This window comes from Pseudonocardia sp., from assembly GCF_025965585.1.
GTDB lineage: Bacteria > Actinomycetota > Actinomycetes > Mycobacteriales > Pseudonocardiaceae > Pseudonocardia.
Genome location: NZ_JAOPWR010000505.1, coordinates 1 through 14,150, shown reverse-complemented (window position 1 = coordinate 14,150; position 14,150 = coordinate 1). Strand labels below are relative to the sequence as shown.

The window sequence follows — 14,150 nt, the reverse complement described above, 5'->3', positions numbered from 1 at the left end:
ACCCCGACGGTGTACCGCTACACCCGTGAGGCGCTCGCCCTTCTCGCGGCGATGGCCCCGACGCCGGAGCAGGCGATCGAGGTCGCCCGTGGGAAGGCGTTCGTGATCCCAGGCCGGTGTCGACGCGTTCATGCTCGCGTTGCGGCAGCGCTCGGAGAGCGACCCCACGAGCTACGCGGCCCTGCTGAACCTCCAGGATCGCGCAGAGGAGCCCCTCGGCCCCGGCGTAGAGAAAGGCGACCACGAGCGCCGCGATGGACGGGGGGCACGACCCGATCGTGCCGCCTCCCATGAATGCACATGCGCCGACCGTCGTTCCTTCGCCGTCCGGGCGACGCTCATACGCCCCCGAGAAATGAGGGGAGCGACCCCCTATTGACTGGGGTACCCGCCCTCGGATCGTCGCCCCATTCTTCGGCTCATGTCCGATCCGCGGGATCGGGTTCGGGGAGATGAGATCGAGGGGAAGATCTTGTGGGCCGGAACGAGGACGTACCAATCGTCGTGCACCGACGACTGTCGTGGTCAGGCATGATGAAGATCATCGCCGCGGTCACGGTGGCGACGATCGTGCCGGTCGTGGCCACGATCGCGGTGGTGCGCAATGCGGACAGAACGGCGGAAACGGTCACCACAGCCGCGCCGCCGCAGACCCGGACCTATTTCATCGCGGCCGACTCGGCGAAATGGAACTACGCGCCGGACGGCAAGGACGATATCACCGGGAAACCGTGGGACGACGTGTCCGCGAAATACACCGTCGCCGGCCCCGACCGGATCGGCAGCCGGTACACCAAGTCGCTGTACCGCGAGTACACCGACGCCCGGTTCACCGCGCTGAAGCCCCGCCCGGCCGCGTGGGAGCACCTCGGCGACCTGGGACCGGTGATCCACGCCGTCGTCGGCGACCGGGTCCGGATCGTGTTCAGGAACAACCTCACCCGGCCCGTCAGCATCCACATGCACGGCCTCAAGTACGACAAGGCGTCCGAGGGCGCGCCCTACGGCGACGGCACGGCGCCGCGGCAGCAGGGCGACGACGCGGTGCCGCCGGGAGCGGTCTACACCTACGACTACACCGTGCCCGACCGCGCCGGCCCCGGCCCGATGGACCCCAGCTCGGTCATGTGGATGTACCACTCGCACACCGACGAGATCGGTGACACCTACTCGGGCCTGATGGGCCCGGTCGTCGTCACGCGGCCGGGCATGGCCCGCCCCGACGGCTCACCGATCGACGTCGACCGCGAGCTCGTGTCGGTGTTCCAGGTGTCCAACGAGAACAACAGCCCGGACCTGGACGCGAACATGGCGGGGCTGGCGAGCCCGCCGACCAAGGACGACCCGGACTTCCAGGAGTCCAACCTGATGCACAGCATCAACGGCTACGTGTTCGGCAACCAGCCGCTGGGCACCACTGCGGGCACGGGCATGACGGTGAAGGTGGGCCAGCACGTGCGCTGGTACCTGATGGGCATGGGCACCGAGGTCGACCTGCACACACCGCACTGGCACGGCAACACCGTCGTCGCGAACGGCATGCGCACCGACGTCACGACGCTGCTGCCAGCTCAAATGGTCACGGCCGACATGACGCCGGACAACTCCGGCACGTGGCTGTTCCACTGCCACGTCAACGACCACATCGCGGCGGGCATGCTCATCCGCTACCAGGTCGTGTCCTAGAAGACGGCGGCCCGAACAGGGGGCCCCGGCAGGACGCGCATCGTCGCCCTGCCGGGGCTCCGGCCGTCAGCCGGAGAAGCCGGGCACGTGGGCTGCGGCGATCCCGCGCGCGGCCACGGTGCAGTCGAGCTGGGCCAGTATGTTCATCCAGCCCGACAGCACCCGGACCACCAGCACGTGGTCGGGCGGCAGGTTCAGCGCGCGTCCCGTCTGGGCGAACGCCCGGTTGCCCGGATCCACCACCCGCGCACCCTGCCGCGCCATCCACGCGCGGTCGAAGTGGAACGTCTCGTGCCGCAACGGGTCGGCCAGCGCGCCGATCCACCGCATGACGTCCGCGTCCGGAGCGTCGGCCGCGAGGAAACCCTCCGTCACGAGCAGCGTGTGCAGGGCATCGCCGTCGCCCCGGGCGCACAGGTTGAGGATCTCCACGAGGACCGGCGGGATCCCGCCGTGCAGCGCCGCGACGGCCCCGAAGTCCACCATCCCCAGCCGGCCGTCGGCCAGCACGAGGAAGTTGCCCGGGTGCGGATCGGCGTGCAGCAGCCCGATCCGCGCCGGTGAGGAGAACATCGTCTCCACGATGGTGTGGGCGTACCGGTCGCGCACCGCCTGCTCGGCTGCGTCGGCCGGGGTGTCCAACAGCGTGCGCAGGGGGACGCCGTCGAGCCAGTCGGAGACCAGCACCTTCGGTGCCGACGCCACCACAGCCGGCACCCGCAGCCCCGGGGCGTCGGCGTACCCGGCCGCGAACGTGCGCTGCCGGTCGGCCTCGGCCCGGTAGTCGACCTCCTCCATCATCCGCTCGTGCAGCTCGGCCACGAGCGCCCGCGCGTCGAGGCCCGGGAGCACCGCCCCGAACAGCCGGGAGAACCGCGCGAGCTGGCGCAGGTCGGCGTCCAGCGCGACGTCGGCGCCCGGGTACTGGATCTTCACGGCCACCTCGCGGCCGTCGCGCCACACCCCGCGGTGCACCTGCCCGATGCTCGCCGACGCCACGGGCTCGTCGTCGAGCTCGCGGAATCGGGCCACCCAGCCCCGGCCGAGCTGCTCGGCGAGCATCCGATGGGCGTCGCGGACCGGCATCGGCGGCCCCGCGGTCTGCAGCTTCGCCAGTGCGTCGTGGTACGGCCCGAGCAGCTCGGCGGGCACCATGGCGTCGTAGACGCTCAGCGCCTGGCCGAGCTTCATCGCCCCGCCCTTGAGGCTGCCCAGCACGGCGAACAGCTGCTCGGCGTTGCGCACCGCGACGGACGCCGCCACCTCGTCGCCGTCCGCACCGGCGAGGGTGCGGCCCCATCCCGTCAGTGCACGCCCGGCGAACCCCAGCGGCAACGACGCGAGCCGCGCCGAGCGCGACAACCCGTTGCGCGGAACCTGACCGGCCACGACCCCACCCCCGACGGCAGACCGACGACCGGCCGATCATGGCACGGCGCTCAGCCGGAGCGCCGACCGCGGAAGGCCAGGATCGTGGTCGCCACGAGCACGAGGGCGCCGAGCGACTCCACGACGAGCGTGGTCGGGACCAGCTGGCCGTCGATCTGCTCATGGATCCCCAGCAGTCCGGCCGGGGTCAGGGCGATCAGGAGCCCGAGCAGTGTGCCCACCAGGAACAGCAGGCTGAGGACGCTCACCACCGGGAGGAACCGTCGCGGCGCGGCCACGATCGCGATCGCCAGGACGAGCCCGCCGATCCCGTTGAGCACGAAGAGGGTGCCGAGCAGGCCTCCGAACCCCTGGAGGACCAGGAAGACGTGGATCCCGCCCATCACGAGGAGCGCCGCCGCGCTGAGCGCCTGCCAGACCCGCAGACGCTGCGCTTCGCGCCCCGCGATCGTTCCGTCCACCTGAGAATGCCTGGTCATCTCCGCGCCCGCCTCCCGGTGCGCGACCCGCTGCGACGTGCGGGCCGACACCTCCTACACGGACGCGGGCGTCGACCGGTTCAACCAGGTGGCAGGCACCCCCACTTTCGGACAGGATCTCCGGCGCACCCTCCCGTCAATATGGCACTCGATGCCATAATGGCGGCGCGGTCGCCCCTAAGGTGTCGGTGCCCGCCAGCCGAAGGAGGAACACCGTGGCCAGTGGATGGTTCGAGACGGTCGCCGAGGCCCAGCGCCGGGCGAAGAAGCGCCTGCCGAAATCCGTCTACATGGCGCTCGTGGCCGGCTCCGAACGCGGCCTCACCACCGACGACAACACCGCGGCGTTCAGCGAGCTCGGCTTCGCCCCGCACGTCGCCGGCCTGTCGGGCAAGCGCGCGCTGGGCACCACCGTGCTCGGCCAGCCTGCCTCGATGCCCGTGCTGATCTCCCCCACCGGCGTGCAGGCCGTGCACCCCGACGGGGAGGTCGCCGTGGCCCGCGCCGCCGCCGCGCGTGGCATCCCGATGGGGCTGAGCTCCTTCGCGAGCAAGTCGATCGAGGAGGTCGCGGCCGCCAACCCGCAGACGTTCTTCCAGATGTACTGGGTCGGCTCGCGCGACGTGCTCGTGCAGCGCATGGAGCGCGCCCGCGCGGCCGGGGCCGTCGGGCTGATCATGACACTGGACTGGTCGTTCTCCAACGGCCGCGACTGGGGCAGCCCCGCCATCCCCGAGAAGGTCGACCTCAAGGCGGCGCTGAAGTTCGGCCCCGAGGTCGCCCTTCGCCCGCGCTGGCTGCTCGACTTCGCGAAGACCGGCAGGATCCCCGACCTCACCACCCCCAACCTCACTCCTCCCGGAGGCACCGCACCCACGTTCTTCGGCGCCTACGGCGAGTGGATGGGCACCCCGCTGCCCACCTGGGAGGACGTCGCCTGGCTTCGCGAGCAGTGGGGCGGGCCGTTCATGCTCAAGGGAGTGATGCGCGTCGACGACGCGAAGCGCGCGGTGGACGCCGGCGTCAGCGCGGTGTCGGTGTCCAACCACGGCGGCAACAACCTCGACGGCACCCCCGCCTCGATCCGGGCGCTGCCCGCGATCGCGAAGGCGGTCGGCAGCGAGATCGAGGTGCTCCTCGACGGCGGCATCCGCCGCGGTGGCGACGTGGTCAAGGCGCTGGCGCTCGGGGCGAAGGCCGTGCTGATCGGCCGCGCGTACCTGTGGGGCCTCGCCGCCAACGGCCAGGCCGGTGTGGAGAACGTGCTCGACATCCTGCGCGGCGGCATCGACTCCGCGGTGCTGGGGCTCGGCCACCAGTCCGTGCACGACCTGACCGCCGACGACGTCATCGTGCCGGAGGGCTTCGGGCGGGTGCTGGGCGCGAAGGGCTGAGCCGCTACCCCGGACAGCCCGGGGTGTCAGCTCCGACGGGCCGGCTCGAGGTCTACGCCGCGCCCTGACCTGGCAGCGGCCCGACCCGTCAGAAGTTGCCGCGCCGGGCCTGCTCGCGCTCGATCGCCTCGAACAGCGCCTTGAAGTTGCCGGCGCCGAAGCCCAGTGAGCCGTGCCGCTCGATGAGCTCGAAGAACACCGTGGGCCGGTCGCCGACGGGCTTGGTGAAGATCTGCAGCAGGTACCCGTCCTCGTCGCGGTCCACGAGGATGCCGCGGGACTGCAGCTCCTCGATCGGCACCCGGACCTCCCCGATCCGGGCGCGCAGCACCGGGTCGGAGTAGTAGGAGTCGGGGGTGGCGAGGAACTCGACGCCTCGAGAGCGCAACACGTCGACCGCGGCGAGGATGTCGTTCGTCGCCAGCGCGAGGTGCTGGGCGCCGGGGCCGCCGTAGTAGTCGAGGTACTCGTCGATCTGCGAGCGCTTCTTGCCCACCGCGGGCTCGTTGAGCGGGAACTTCACGCGGTGGTTGCCGCTGGCCACCACCTTGCTCATCAGCGCCGAGTACTCGGTGGCGATGTCCTCGCCCACGAACTCGGCCATGTTCGTGAATCCCATGATCCGGTTGTAGAAGTCGACCCACTGGTCCATGCGCCCGAGCTCGACGTTGCCGACGACGTGGTCGAGCGCCTGGAAGATCCGCCGCGGCTCCCCCGTCGAGTCGCGGGCCGAGCGGCGCTCGACGTAGCCGGGCAGGTAGACGCCGGTGTAGCGGGAGCGGTCCACCAGTGTGTGCCGGGTCTCCCCGTAGGTCGCGACGGCCGCGAGACGCACGGTGCCGTGCTCGTCGGAGACGTCGTGCGGCTCCTCCAGGATCGTCGCGCCCTCGCGGCGGGCGTGGTCGATGCAGCGGTCCACATCGGGTACCTCGAGCGCGATGTCGACGATCCCGTCGCCGTGACGGCGGTGGTGGTCCAGCACCGTGCTCGCCGGGTCGACGCCGCCCTTCAGCACGAACCGCACCGCGCCGGAGCGCAGCACGTAGGCCTGGTGGTCGCGGTTGCCGGTCTCGGGGCCGCAGTACGCGACCAGCTCCATGCCGTAGACCGCCTGGTGGAACAGCGCCGCCTGCGTGGCGTTGCCGACCGCCCACACCACCGCGTCCCAGCCGGTGACGGGGAACGGGTCGGCGGCAAGGTCGTGCTCCACCAGCCCGACGAGCCGGCGGAGCTGGTCGAGGTCCAGGTCGGCGAGCATCTCGTCGCTCGTCAGGGTCTGGTCGATGGTCACGGCAGGCCTTCCTCGCGTGGTCGGTGGGAACCATGAGAGCTCCGACCCCAGAAGGTGCGCAAGCAACGGTGGATCTGCTGGTAGGGCCGCCCATTCCGTCCAGCCGAAGCGGATTCCAGCTATACAGTCTGCCCATGTTCGAGACCCTCGACGCGCTCGACGTCGACCTCCTCCGCGCCCTGCACGACACCCCGCGCGCGGGCGTGCTGGAGCTGTCGCGGCAGCTGGAGGTGGCGCGCGGCACCGTGCAGGCGCGGCTCGACCGGCTGGAGCGCACCGGCGTCATCACGGGCTACGGCCCCGACGTCGACCTCGCCGCCGCCGGCTTCGGGGTGCAGGCGTTCGTCACGCTGGAGATCGCGCAGGGCGAGCTGGACGACCTCAGGACCGAGCTCTCGGCCCTGCCCGCCGTGCTCGAGGCCTACGCCACCACCGGCTCGGCCGACGTGCTGTGCCGGCTCGCCGCGTCGTCGCACGAGGACCTCCAGCAGACCCTGCTGGAGCTCAACCGGCTGCCGCTGGTGAGCCGCTCCACGAGCGTCGTCGTGCTGTCGGTGGTGGTCGCGCCCCGCACCCTGCCCCTGCTGCGGCGCCATCCCCGTGACGCGCCGCGACGGGCGCCGGCCTACCGCGAGAGCGCCGCGAGCCGTCCGGAGTAGATCGAGTACCCGTCCACCCGCCGCGCGACGACGGTGGCCAGGGCCGTCGCGATCACGAGCGGCACCATCAGCGCGAAGCCGGTGTCGGTCAGCTCCAGGACCAGCACCAGTGCGGTGAGCGGGGCCTGCATGCCCGCGCCCAGCATCGCGGCCGCGCCGATCAGCGCATAGACCCCGACCGGGGTGCCCGGCCACAGCAGCGACCAGGCCAGGCCGAGGAACCCGCCCAGCGCCGCGCCGGTGCTCAGGGTCGGCGTGAGCAGGCCACCGGTTGCACCGCTGCCCAGGCACAGGACCGTGACCAGCGGCTTGAGCACGAACAGCACCAGGAGCAGCAGCAGGCTGCCCTGGCCGAGGAAGGCGTCGAGCACGATGCCCTTCCCGTTGCCGAACAGCTGCGGGTAGACCTGCCCGATGCCCGCCAGCACCCCGAACGCCACGAGCGGCGCGACGAGCACCGGCCGGCCGCTCGCGCGGTGGTGCGAGACGAACGCGACGAGCCGGATGAACGCCACCGCGACCAGGCCGATCACCGGCCCGGCCAGCACCGCCCACACCAGGGCCGACGGCGTGAGCGGGTAGTCCGGGACGCCGAGGTAGGTGGCCTGCGCAGGCAGGTACACCCACGCCGTCACGGTCGCGACGCCCGAGCACACCAGCGCCGGCAGCGCGACGGGCAGCGTGATCACCCCGACGAGGATCTCCGCGGTGAACAGCGCCCCGGCCAGCGGCACGTCGTAGACCGCGGCCAGGCCGGCGCCCGCCCCGCACGCCACCAGCAGCCGGCGCTGGCCCGCGTCGAGACCGGTCCAGCGGGCCAGCAGGCTCCCGGACACGGCGCCCATCAGCTTCGGCGCCGCCTCCCGGCCGAGCGAAGCGCCCAGCCCGATCACGATCTCCGACAGCACCGACGTGCCGAGGCTCCGTGGCCACGACAGCGCCGCCCCGCTCCATGCCGCCTCGTCGGCCTCCGCCCGCTGGCCCTTCGTGAAGCGGCGCAGCAGGTACCAGCCCACGCCGCCGATCACGCCCGCGACGAGGAGCGCGACCGCCCGCCGCACCCCGGACGCCTGCTCGACCCCGGACTGGAAGCTGCCGCTGTCGTAACCGAACCCGATGTGCTCGACGGTGGTCAGCAGCGCCATCATCGCCGCCCCGAACAGCCCCGCGACGACACCGGTGAGCAGCACCGCCGCCCAGAACCGCGGAGTGAGCGCGGCCTCGCCGTCGCCGCCGGCGTTGGGCTGCTCGGTGGCACCGCGACCGGTGGCGATCCGGCGGCCGAGCAGCGGCGCGGGCACCCGGATCCGTTCCGACGGACGTTCCACGGGATCGGGCATGCCGACAGCGTAGGCAGCTTCGAGCGGGGCGGACGACACCACCGACGCGGCGGCTGCCTGCGGGAGCCCGTTTACCAGCTGTTAGCCGGGACGCCATTCGGTCCACACCTCACGTCCACTTGAATGCCCCTGCGCGACCGGCGCCGCGGCGGTCCCGGCGCATCCCGAGTGGGGAACCTCCGTGCATGGTCGCTACACCGGGCACCTGGCCCGCACCGATCCCCTGCAGGACTTCCTGAGCCGGATGATCTCCGACCGGATGGGCGTGCGGCAGCCCGACCCGGTGTTCCGCGTCTTCCGGCTCTCGGGCAGCAACGAGGTCTACGCCTACGAGGAGCGCACCACCGAGGCGCGGGTGATCTGCAAGTTCTTCGGGCCCCGCTTCGGCTGGGACCGCGACAGGGCGGTCTGGACCGCGCACCGCGAGTACGAGGGCCTGCGCACGCTGCGCGGCTACGACCTCGTCGGCTCGCCGCATCACGTCATCAGGCCGCTCGGGTTCGACCGCGACATCAACTGCGTGCTCGCCCTGGAGTACTACGCGGGCGAGCTGTTCAGCGACGCGATCGGCCGTGCGATCCACCACGGCGACCGCGGCCACCTGTTCCGGCGGCTGACCGCGCTGGCCTACTACCTGGCCACGCAGCACAACCGCACCGCGAACGGTGACGGCGTCGACTTCGGCATCGACTGCCACTACCTCGACCGGGTGCTGGCCACGCTGGAGCACGACCACCGGATCGGCCGCTGGGACGTCGAGGAGATCGGCTGGCTGCGCGACCGCTGGCGCGAGCGCCCGCGGATGTGGGAGGACCAGCAGGTGTGGCTGCACGGCGACGCAACGCCCGCCAACTTCCTCTTCGGCGAGGGCCTGGACGTCGCGGCGATCGACCTGGAGCGGATGAAGCGCGGCGACCGCATGTTCGACGTCGGGCGCGTCACCGGAGAGCTGCAGCACGCATTCATGTCCGCCACCGGCGACCGCCACCGCGCCGAGCCGTTCATCGGCCATTTCCTCTGGGAGTACTGCTGCCACTTCCCCGACCGCGACGCCGCGTTCGCCTCGGTCACCGCGCGCAACCCGTACTACATGGCGGTGAACCTGCTCCGGATCGCGCGCAACGACTACGTGTCCGACCATTACCGGGTGTCCCTGGTCGGCCAGGCGAAGGAGCTGCTGCAGGCGTGCTGACGGACATCCGGGCCATCGCGTTCGACGTGAACGGCACTCTCGTGGAGATCGAGACCGACGAGGGGTTGGAGGAGATCTTCCGCGCCGCGGGCCACTACCTGACCTACCAGGGCATCGACCTGCGCCGCCAGGAGGTCCGCGAGCTCTACGTGCGCACCCTCAAGGAGCAGCAGCGCCACAGTCCCGAGGAGTACCCGGAGTTCGACGCCGTCGCGGTCTGGCGCACGATCGTCGACGAGCACGCCACCGACTTCACCCGCGCGCTGCCCGCTGCCAGGCGCGAGCAGATCCCGCTGTTCCTCGCCGAGCTGTACCGCGGGGTCTCGCGGCGCCGGCTGCGGCTCTACCCGTACGTCCGGGCCGTGCTCGACGTGCTGCGCCGGCACTTCCCGCTGGCCCTGGTCACCGACGCCCAGAGCGCGTACGCCCGCGGCGAGCTGCACCAGGTGGGGCTGCTGGAGTACTTCGACCCGATCGTCGTCTCCGGCGACCACGGCTACCGCAAGCCCGACAAGCGCCTGTTCGACCTGGCGCTGGACGGGCTCGGGGTGGACGCCGCCGGCACGCTCTTCGTGGGCAACGACATGCACCGCGACATCTGGGGCGCCCGGGAGGCCGGCATGCGGACCGTCATGTTCGACTCGCCGCAGGGCACCAAGGAGCATCTCGGCTGCGCCGCGGACCACACGATCACCGACTACCGGGAGCTGCTGGCCCTGCTGGGCCTCCCGCCGCTCCCGGCCGAGGACCAGCCTGGGCCGGACGGGCGAAGTAGCGCCGCACGGCCGGACGCGTGACGGCCCACAGCGGGGCCGGCAGCCGTACTGCTTCGTGAACTCGCCCTTCACGAGCGTGCCCACCACCGCCAGCGGACCTCGCCTCCGCTCAGCCGCGCACCAGCCGGGGCAGGAGCGCCGACGCCACCGCGATCATGACCGCCGCCGCGCCGACGAGCACGCCGAAGTCCAGCGCCAGCCGGGCCGGCGTGGCGATGAGCAACCCGCGCAGCGCATCCACCTCGTAGCTCAGCGGGTTGACGTGGTTGATCACCTGCAACCAGCCGGGCATCAGCTCCACCGGGTACAGGGCGTTGGACGCGAAGAACAGCGGCATCGTGATGGCCTGCCCGATGCCCATCAGGCGGTCCCGGGACAGCACCACGCCGGCGATGGTGATCGACAGGCAGCAGAAGAACGCCGAGCCCAGCATCAGCACCACGATCACGCCGAGCCAGTGCAGCGGGTTGGCGCTCAGGTGCACGCCCAGCACCAGCGCCAGGATCAGCACGACCACCGCCTGCGCCACGGCCCGGATCCCGGCCGCGAACGCCTTGGCCGCTACCAGCGCCGAGCGCGGCGTCGGGGTGACGAGCAGCTTCGCCAGCACGCCGGCGTCGCGCTCCCAGATGATCTGGATGCCGTAGAAGATCGCGATGAACAGCGCCGACTGGGCGAGGATGCCCGGCGCGAGGTAGTCGAGGTAGGGCACGTTCCCGGTCGGGATGGCGTGCAGGCGCGTGAAGACGTTGCCGAACACCAGTAGCCACAGCGCGGGCTGCACGGCCCGGGTGACCAGCTCGGAGCGGTCGTGGCGCAGCTTCTGCAGCTCCACGAGGCACATCGTGGCGATCCGGGAGATCGTGATGCGGACGAGGCCGAACGGGCCGGGCTCGGCGTCAACCGAGGCGGCCGGCGGTGCGACGGGCAGCACGGACATCGCGCATCGCTCCCTTCTCGGATTCGGTGAGGGTGTTGCCGGTGTAGTAGCGGAAGACGTCGTCGAGCGTGGCGTCGGGGCCGATCGCACTCTTCAGCTCCGCAGGGGTGCCCAGCGCCTGGATCCGGCCACGGTGCATGAGCGCCACACGGTCGCAGTGCTCGTCGGCCTCCTGCATGGCGTGGGTGGTGACCAGCACCGTCATGCCGGTGGCCACGCGGATCTCGTGGATGCGATCCCACACGCCGTCGCGGGCCACCGGGTCGAGCCCGACCGTCGGCTCGTCGAGTACGAGCACGCGCGGCGCACTGACCAGGGCCTGCGCCAGCTCCAGGCGCCGCACCATGCCGCCCGAGTAGGTCTTGACCAACCGGTCGGCCACATCCAGGAGGTCGACGGCGGTCAGCACCGCGTCCACCTGCGCGGCTCGCTGCCGGCGCGGGACGTCGAACAGCCGGGCGAACAGCGCGACGTTCTCCCGGCCGGTCAGCGTGGCGTCGGCGGAGAGCAGCTGGGGCACGTAGCCGAGCAACCGCCGCACGGACGTTCGGCGGGTGGCGACGTCGAGGCCGAGCACCTCGATCGCCCCGGGGGGCGCCGGGAGCAGCGTGGTGATCATCCGGATGGTCGTGGTCTTGCCCGCACCGTTCGGGCCGAGCAGGCCGAACACCTCGCCGGGCTCGACCTCGAGATCAATGCCGTCGACGGCTACCGTGTCGCCGAAGACCTGCCGCACTCCCGTGCAGCGCACCGCGGGTGGCGTCATGCTGGTTCCTCCCTCTCCATCTCCGCGATCAGGCTCCGCAACGCGGGCAACGCCTCCCCCAGCGCTGCGACGTCGTGGGCCGGCAGCCGGTCCAGCGCGTCGCCCACGAGGCGGCTGCGGGCTTCCCGCCACCGCGCCAGCCGCGCTCCCGCGGCGTCGGTGAGCAGCAGGCGGGCGGCGCGCCGGTCGTCCGGGTCGACCCCGCGGACCAGCATCCCGGCGTCGACCAGCTGGTTGACCAGAGTGCTCACGGTGTTGCCCGCGAGGTGCAACGCGCGCGCCGCGGCGGCGACCCCGATGCCGGGCTCGGCCTCCACCAGGCGCATGAGCTCCACCTGGGCGCCGCGCAGGACCGGCCCGTCGATCTCGGCCCGCAGCCGCCTGCGCACCACCCGGCGCACGCCCATGACGAGCAGCATCAGGTCGTCGGCGGTGGTCGCGTGCATAGCGATGACAATAGCTCTGACTCAGATGTAATGCACGACGTCGGGGGTGTTCCTCAGCGCCGCACCAGCTTCAGCGCGAGGGTCGGGCACGCGGCCGCCGCGGCCCGCGCCTCGGCCCGCAGCGCGGATGGCACCGCGGGGTCATCGACGATCGGGTAGCCCCACTCGTCGAGCCGCACGAGCTCCGGCAGCAGCTCCGCGCAGAGCCCGTGGGCGTGGCACATGATCGGGTCGACCGTCAGCCGGCTCACCGGGCCCCTTCTCGGCGGTTGCCGGGCACCGGCAGCCAGGACGGCGACGCCGCCCAGGCGCAGGGCACGCCATGGGCGTGCCGCGCGACGTCGGCGGCGAAGACGCGCAGCGCCCCGGCCGCGAACCGCACCGCACCGTCAGGATGGGCGCAGGCGCCGCGGCCGGGGATCACGTCGAGCCGCGTGTGCAGCCGGTGCAGGACCGCGCCCGACCGGTCGGCCGCTCCGGCCAGCACCGCCATGTCGTCGGCCACCGCGGGGAGCCCGAACATGCAGGGCCCGCACTGCCCTGCCGACTCGTCGGCCAGGTAGCGGAGCACGCGTGCCGTCTCGGCGACGCCGCACGCCCGCTGCGGGAACGCGACGATCGCGGCCACACCCAACGCCGCGCCGGCCGCGCGCGCGTCCTCGTGGGTGAGCGGCATCCGGCAGGCGTACGGCAACGGCAACCAGCTGCCGCCCAGCCCTCCGATCTGGATGGCGCTCAGGGGCTCGGTCGCGCCGCCCGCGAGCGCGAGGACGTCGGCGACCGGCATCCCGAGGTCGATCTCGTAGACGCCGGGCAGCGCGACCGCGCCGCCGACGGTGACGAGCGTCGTGCCCGGCGAGTCGCGGGTGCCGGCCTCGCGGAACCAGCGGTCGCCGTGGCGGGCGATCAGGGCGATGTGGGCGAGGGTCTCGACGTTGTCCACGAGCGTCGGCCGCCCGCGGACCCCGCGCCGGGCCGGACGCGGCGGGCTCACCGTCGGCCGGGCGTCGCCGGTCGTCAGGGCGTTGACCAGCGCGGTCTCCTCACTGGCGACGAAGCGCCTCGGGATCTCCGCCAGCTCGACCTCGACCCCGTCGGAGCGGCGCCCGGCGAGGACGGCGGACAGCGTGTGCACGAGCCTGCTCCCTGCGTGCACGCACAGGAACGCCTCCGCGGCCCCGACGGCGCGGGCCGCGAGCACGATGCCGTCGAGCACGAGATGCGGGGCCAGCTCCAGTAGGACACCGTCCTTGGCGCCGGCCGGGTCGCCCTCGCAGCCGTTGGCGACCACTGTGCGGCGCCCGCGGCCGTCGGCCACGGCCCGCAGCTTGCGGGCGGTCGGGAATCCTGCGCCACCGCGGCCGCGCAGCCCCGACCGGGCGACCAGGTCGATCAGCTCGGCGCCCTCCACCTGCGGCAGCGGGCCGTACCGGAGCCGGTGTGCGGCGAACCCGGTCGCCGCACCCGTCTCGGCCCACGCGGCGAGCAGACGGGGGTGGTCGGTGGGCGGGAGCCATGTGCGGCCCTCGTCGTGTGCGCTCATCGGTGCACCGCCTCGGCGGCCCGGCGGGCGTCGGCGTCGGGGTGGCTCGCGCGCAACCGCCGCACGACCGCCACGACCACGGCCAGGACGCAGAGGGCGTCGACGGCGAGTACCCACGGCAACGTGCTGTCGCTGCCGCCGATGCCCAGCCCGTGGACGACGGCGACGGGCCACAGCGCGTAGCTCGCGAGGTGCACGCCCCGCCAGACGCGCAGCGGGATGTGGGTGCGCAGGAGGCTGGTGAGGATC

At 72.4% G+C, this 14,150-nt stretch carries 14 protein-coding genes and 2 pseudogenes; 6 read left to right on the top strand and 10 right to left on the bottom strand.

All coding sequences use genetic code 11. The features are described from left to right. Positions 1 to 108: pseudogene (locus JWR81_RS30800) on the top strand (IS5/IS1182 family transposase); the annotation flags it as partial. Between the two features lie 423 nt (positions 109 to 531). After that, positions 532 to 1,686, top strand: a complete 1,155-nt coding sequence (locus JWR81_RS30795; protein WP_297660965.1) for a multicopper oxidase domain-containing protein — start codon at positions 532 to 534, stop codon at positions 1,684 to 1,686. Positions 1,687 to 1,752: 66 nt separating this feature from the next. Here the strand turns inward: JWR81_RS30795 and JWR81_RS30790 are convergent, their stop codons facing one another. Together JWR81_RS30790 and JWR81_RS30785 are read right to left on the bottom strand one after the other, a co-directional pair. Continuing rightward, the gene (locus JWR81_RS30790; protein ID WP_297660963.1) at positions 1,753 to 3,075 is read right to left on the bottom strand and encodes an AarF/UbiB family protein; all 1,323 of its coding nucleotides are present in this window, start codon (positions 3,073 to 3,075) and stop codon (positions 1,753 to 1,755) included. 50 nt (positions 3,076 to 3,125) lie between these two features. After that, positions 3,126 to 3,554: a hypothetical protein gene (locus tag JWR81_RS30785; protein ID WP_297660961.1), complete on the bottom strand. Its 429-nt coding sequence runs from the start codon at positions 3,552 to 3,554 to the stop codon at positions 3,126 to 3,128. Between the two features lie 215 nt (positions 3,555 to 3,769). Here JWR81_RS30785 and mftD point away from each other — a divergent pair, with 215 nt between their 5' ends. Further along, a complete protein-coding gene (gene mftD, locus JWR81_RS30780) occupies positions 3,770 to 4,948 on the top strand; it encodes a pre-mycofactocin synthase MftD (RefSeq protein ID WP_297660954.1) in 1,179 nt (392 codons plus the stop codon). An 88-nt stretch (positions 4,949 to 5,036) separates the two neighbouring features. On the opposite strand, the gene hppD is transcribed toward mftD, so the two are convergent. Beyond that, positions 5,037 to 6,206: a 4-hydroxyphenylpyruvate dioxygenase gene (hppD, locus tag JWR81_RS30775; RefSeq protein WP_297660967.1), complete on the bottom strand. Its 1,170-nt coding sequence runs from the start codon at positions 6,204 to 6,206 to the stop codon at positions 5,037 to 5,039. Between the two features lie 167 nt (positions 6,207 to 6,373). On the opposite strand from hppD, the gene JWR81_RS30770 reads away from it, so the two are divergent. Then, entirely contained in the window at positions 6,374 to 6,898 is a 525-nt protein-coding gene (locus tag JWR81_RS30770) for an Lrp/AsnC ligand binding domain-containing protein (RefSeq protein WP_297660952.1), read from the top strand. Here the strand turns inward: JWR81_RS30770 and JWR81_RS30765 are convergent. Then, positions 6,865 to 8,238 carry a chloride channel protein gene (locus tag JWR81_RS30765; protein WP_297660949.1) on the bottom strand — a complete coding sequence of 458 codons (1,374 nt, stop codon included), beginning with the start codon at positions 8,236 to 8,238 and terminating at the stop codon, positions 6,865 to 6,867. The two genes, JWR81_RS30770 and JWR81_RS30765, sit on opposite strands and share 34 nt — an antisense overlap. A gap of 181 nt (positions 8,239 to 8,419) precedes the next feature. Here JWR81_RS30765 and JWR81_RS30760 point away from each other — a divergent pair, with 181 nt between their 5' ends. Further along, the gene (locus JWR81_RS30760) at positions 8,420 to 9,430 is read left to right on the top strand and encodes a phosphotransferase (RefSeq protein WP_297660946.1); all 1,011 of its coding nucleotides are present in this window, start codon (positions 8,420 to 8,422) and stop codon (positions 9,428 to 9,430) included. Next, positions 9,424 to 10,227 (top strand): HAD family hydrolase, encoded by an 804-nt coding sequence (locus JWR81_RS30755; RefSeq protein WP_297660944.1) that lies wholly within the window; start codon positions 9,424 to 9,426, stop codon positions 10,225 to 10,227. The genes JWR81_RS30760 and JWR81_RS30755 overlap by 7 nt, the downstream gene beginning before the upstream one ends. Before the next feature lie 88 nt (positions 10,228 to 10,315). Here JWR81_RS30755 and JWR81_RS30750 read toward each other — a convergent pair whose 3' ends face one another. The 6 genes and pseudogenes from JWR81_RS30750 to JWR81_RS30725 all read right to left on the bottom strand — a co-directional run. Further along, on the bottom strand, positions 10,316 to 11,146 hold the full coding sequence (locus JWR81_RS30750; protein ID WP_297660942.1) for an ABC transporter permease: 831 nt from the start codon (positions 11,144 to 11,146) through the stop codon (positions 10,316 to 10,318). Next, positions 11,106 to 11,912, bottom strand: a complete 807-nt coding sequence (locus JWR81_RS30745; protein WP_297660940.1) for an ABC transporter ATP-binding protein — start codon at positions 11,910 to 11,912, stop codon at positions 11,106 to 11,108. The genes JWR81_RS30750 and JWR81_RS30745 overlap by 41 nt, the downstream gene beginning before the upstream one ends. Further along, positions 11,909 to 12,358 carry a MarR family winged helix-turn-helix transcriptional regulator gene (locus JWR81_RS30740; protein WP_297660938.1) on the bottom strand — a complete coding sequence of 150 codons (450 nt, stop codon included), beginning with the start codon at positions 12,356 to 12,358 and terminating at the stop codon, positions 11,909 to 11,911. The genes JWR81_RS30745 and JWR81_RS30740 overlap by 4 nt, the downstream gene beginning before the upstream one ends. 53 nt (positions 12,359 to 12,411) lie before the next feature. Next, the gene (locus tag JWR81_RS30735) at positions 12,412 to 12,609 is read right to left on the bottom strand and encodes a ferredoxin (protein ID WP_297660936.1); all 198 of its coding nucleotides are present in this window, start codon (positions 12,607 to 12,609) and stop codon (positions 12,412 to 12,414) included. Continuing rightward, the gene (locus tag JWR81_RS30730; RefSeq protein ID WP_297660935.1) at positions 12,606 to 13,901 is read right to left on the bottom strand and encodes an NADH-ubiquinone oxidoreductase-F iron-sulfur binding region domain-containing protein; all 1,296 of its coding nucleotides are present in this window, start codon (positions 13,899 to 13,901) and stop codon (positions 12,606 to 12,608) included. The genes JWR81_RS30735 and JWR81_RS30730 overlap by 4 nt, the downstream gene beginning before the upstream one ends. Beyond that, a pseudogene (locus tag JWR81_RS30725) lies at positions 13,898 to 14,150 on the bottom strand (ferric reductase); the annotation flags it as partial. The gene JWR81_RS30730 and the pseudogene JWR81_RS30725, both read right to left, overlap by 4 nt.